The organism is Candidatus Enterococcus wittei (assembly GCF_002140175.1).
Classification (GTDB): Bacteria; Bacillota; Bacilli; order Lactobacillales; family Enterococcaceae; genus Enterococcus_B; species Enterococcus_B wittei.
The window spans coordinates 1-3,967 of sequence record NZ_NGMO01000012.1 but is presented as its reverse complement, the minus strand read 5'-3'; the positions used below and the strand labels follow the sequence as shown (position 1 = coordinate 3,967).

The following is a 3,967-nucleotide window of genomic DNA, read 5'->3' as shown; positions in this document are numbered from 1 at the left end:
ATATATATGAGTTCAGTATTTGGTAGTTTTGAAGTCAGTCCACAAAGATATGATTTCACTATGCTAGTTGCAAGTATAGCTATTGCTCCATTAAAAGAAGAATTAATCTATCGTTATTTATTTTTGAGTATGACTAATTCAAAATGGAGCAAATTAATACTCGGAATAGTTTCAGCGCTGTTATTTTTTTACGCTCATAGATTCGCATATGGTGGTAATATATTAGCAATGATACAAGTTCTATTTTTAACTGTAGGAACTACTTATCTTTACTTGAAAACAAAAAATATATTCTCTGCTGTTCTTTTACACTCTTTCTATAATCTGTTTATTATCATAATATCGCTAATTTGATAAAAAATAGAGCGTGGACAAAAGTATTATTTTCTCTTGTTTCACGCTCTAAATACGTATAAACAGCGGAATCAGAAGCAACTCCTTCGATAATAAGCTGAAATACACTAAAATTTGAAAAGCAATTTTCGTGAATTCCTTCTTATTTCTCGGAGTTAACCACTTCTGTCCCAGCCTCTGCTTTAAAATTGTATTACTTAATGCGTGCGTATGAATAATAAGTTAGCCCTTTTTGAGAGGTAGTTGTTGAATACATGTACTTTCCAGAATACTTGTCATATACACCCCAAGTAGCTTTAAAATCTGCTTTAGGTCTATATTCTTTGTATTCACGGGAAGCTGAACTCTCAATACCTAAAGTGATATAACCTTTAGCTAGATTAACACCAAAACTAACAGAAGTGGTTTTCGTTACTTTACCTATGTATGTTTTTGTATCATTACTTTTTGTAAAGTTAATATTTTTACAGAAATACCCGCCTGTTCTTGTCATAGGAACATCAATTTTAGTTCCAACCAAATTTTCATCGATAAAAGTATTGGAATTTTCTAGTACTGGTTCTTCTGTAAAGGCCATAGTGGAAGCAGATGCCAAAGTAGTTGTAGAGAACAAAATAAGCGCAATAGCAGTCAAAAAAATTGATAATAGTTTTTTCATTGTAAATCCCTCCTAATTAAGTATAAACAAATTATAGCGTCGTAAAGAAAGCGTTATCAGTTGTTTTTGATAATATCAAAAATAAAATTATCTTTCACTGCTTATATTAATTTTGTTTGTTTTTTAAATATGAAATGATTTAAAAGGGACAAAATCTTAAAGGTCCTCAAGTGGAGTTGTCAAGAAAAACTAGACACTTAGTTAAGAGAATAGCGAATTTTTTTCAAAGTCACTAGGAGATTGTAGCCAAGGGCAGAATGTATACGTTTTGTGTTACAGTAAGTTTCAATATATTTAAATATCTCCATTTGAGCCTGATCAATATCTCTAAATTGAGCATCATTGATCAGCTCTCTTTTTATCGTTTTGTAAAAGGAAAAAGTTTTCTTACTTTGGTCACCCATTTTTTGAAGGAAAACATAAAAACTTCTTTTCTTACCAAAATTTTCTAAAGGAACTAAGGGACTATGCTATAATGGATGTTCAGCAAAAATTCCAATAAAATCCGGGAGGTCATATTATGCAGGAATACATCACGATCCATAATGCCAGGCAGAACAATTTAAAGGGGTTTGATCTAAAAATCCCCAAAAGAAAAATCACGATTTTTACAGGTGTTTCTGGCTCAGGTAAGTCATCTATTGTTTTTGATACTATTGCACAAGAAGCTGGTAGACAACTCAATGAAAACTTTTCGAAGTTTGCACGAAATTTTTTACCCAAATATAGTCAGCCGGAAGCCGATGCCATCGATAATCTCTCTATGGCCGTAGTTGTTGACCAAAGTCGTTTAGGAGGAAACTCCCGTTCAACGTTAGGAACGATTACAGACATCAATCCTTTGATTCGTTTGCTCTTTTCTCGTCTTGGCCGTCCTTACATAGGTCCTGCATGGAATTTTTCTTTTAATGACCCCCATGGAATGTGTCCAACATGTGAAGGCATCGGACGCATTGTTGGATTGAACTTAGAAAAAGCATTGGATAAAGAAAAATCCTTAAATGAAGGAGCGATCCTTCTTCCTGGATACAAAATTGGCTCGTGGTTGCTGAAATCTTTCACGAATACTGGTTTTTTTGATAATGATAAACCGCTTAAAGATTATACCAATGAAGAAAGGGATAAATTTCTCTACGCTCAAGGAGAAAAAATTGATTCTTTGTATATGGAAGGGATGAATTCGACCTATGAAGGATTGGTCGTTCGTTTCAATCGCTCGAATATCAAAGGTGGGAATGAAAGTTCTGCTACTACGCAAAAGAAAATCGCTCCTTTCATGAATGAACAGACTTGTTCAGATTGTCAGGGGAAACGTTTCAATCCGCAAGTGCTTGGGTGTAAGATCAACGGCTATTCCATTGCGGATCTGCTTTCGCTACAAGTGGATGAACTTTTGGGTGTTCTTAAAGGAATCACTGACGAAGGTGTCCAACCAATCCTAAAAAATATCCAAGCAAGATTAACTGATTTGATCAATATTGGCTTAGATTATGTCTCACTTGATCGTGAAACAACGACTCTTTCTGGTGGCGAAAGCCAAAGAGTGAAAATGGTCAAACATTTATCTTCTAGCTTGAATGACGTGATCTATATTTTTGATGAGCCAAGTATCGGGTTACACCCAAGAGATGTCCACCGACTCAATGAGTTATTGATCAAACTACGAGATAAAGGCAATACCGTAATCGTGGTGGAACATGATCCGGATGTCATCAAAGTAGCAGATCATATCATTGATGTGGGACCCAAAGCTGGAAAAAATGGCGGTTATATCACATATGAAGGGGATTTTGAAGGATTACTGACTTCTGATACCACTACAGGGAATGCCTTTGGTCAGATGGTTGATTTCAAGAAAAACCCTCGAACGACAGACAGATTTATTGAAACAACTAAATCAAGCTTGCATAATTTGAAAAATGTCTCCCTTAGAGTTCCCTTAGGTGTATTCACAGTAGTGACTGGTGTTGCCGGTTCAGGAAAAAGTAGCCTAGTGAATGGTGTGTTTGCGAAAGAATACTCGGAAGCCATCAATATCGATCAATCAGCAGTAGCGGGAAATATCCGCTCCAATCCAGCCACTTATTCAGGGATCATGAATGATATTCGTAAAGCATTTTCACTAGAAAACAATGTATCGGCTGGGCTTTTTTCCTATAATTCTGAAGGGGCTTGTGAGACTTGTAAAGGGCATGGCTCTATCAAGATGGAGCTATCTTTTATGGATTCTGTGGAAATTCTGTGCCAAGCTTGTGCCGGTAAGCGATTCAAGGAAGAAGTTTATCAGTATCGTCTTAAAGAAAAATCCATTGATGAAGTTTTAGCTATGAATATTACAGAAGCCATCGATTTCTTTGAGGAAAAGGCGATTCAAAGAAAATTGAAACAGATTTTAGAAGTTGGCTTAGGCTATATGACTCTCGGGCAGCCTTTGAATACTTTGTCAGGTGGAGAATGCCAGCGATTAAAATTAGCGAAGGAACTAAGTAAAAAAGGCAATATCTATATTATGGATGAGCCGACAACAGGATTACACATGGCAGACATTAAGAGCGTTTTAGCGATCATCGAGCGATTGGTCAATAAAGGCAATACAGTGATCGTCATTGAACATAATCTGGCAGTCATGAAGGCAGCGGACTGGTTGATCGATATCGGTATTGATGGTGGAATTCGTGGAGGAGAGGTTCTTTACGAAGGTGTTCCGAAGAATTTGATCGACTGTAAAAAGTCAATTACTGCACGTTATTTATTTAATGAATAAAACCAAGAATGCACGAACACTCCTTTTTAAAGGGATAACTGTTCGTGCTTTTTTACCTTCTGAAGAGGTGATTGGTATTTGGTTTTATGAAGTTAAAAGAATAGAAGATCCTTAGAACCATTTTGTAGGTAGTTTGCGTGTTGATTTGTTACTTTTGTGGAAATTATCATACTGGTTCCAAACTCATAATG

At 35.9% G+C, this 3,967-nt stretch carries 3 protein-coding genes and 1 pseudogene; 2 read left to right on the top strand and 2 right to left on the bottom strand.

What is annotated here, in order from left to right; genetic code table 11:
* A partial coding sequence (locus tag A5844_RS13815) for a CPBP family intramembrane glutamic endopeptidase (RefSeq protein ID WP_218776180.1) occupies window positions 1-354 on the top strand: 354 nt, incomplete at its 5' end.
* A gap of 193 nt (window positions 355-547) precedes the next feature.
* On the opposite strand, the gene A5844_RS13810 is transcribed toward A5844_RS13815, so the two are convergent.
* Window positions 548-1,012 (bottom strand): LMxysn_1693 family intestinal colonization protein, encoded by a 465-nt coding sequence (locus A5844_RS13810; RefSeq protein WP_086285733.1) that lies wholly within the window; start codon window positions 1,010-1,012, stop codon window positions 548-550.
* 201 nt (window positions 1,013-1,213) lie between these two features.
* Window positions 1,214-1,389, bottom strand: a pseudogene (locus tag A5844_RS13805) (IS3 family transposase); the annotation flags it as partial.
* A gap of 143 nt (window positions 1,390-1,532) precedes the next feature.
* Between A5844_RS13805 and A5844_RS13800 the strand changes: the two are divergent.
* Window positions 1,533-3,776, top strand: coding sequence for an ATP-binding cassette domain-containing protein (locus A5844_RS13800; RefSeq protein WP_086285731.1), 2,244 nt, complete (start codon window positions 1,533-1,535; stop codon window positions 3,774-3,776).
* Window positions 3,777-3,967 lie beyond the last annotated feature (191 nt).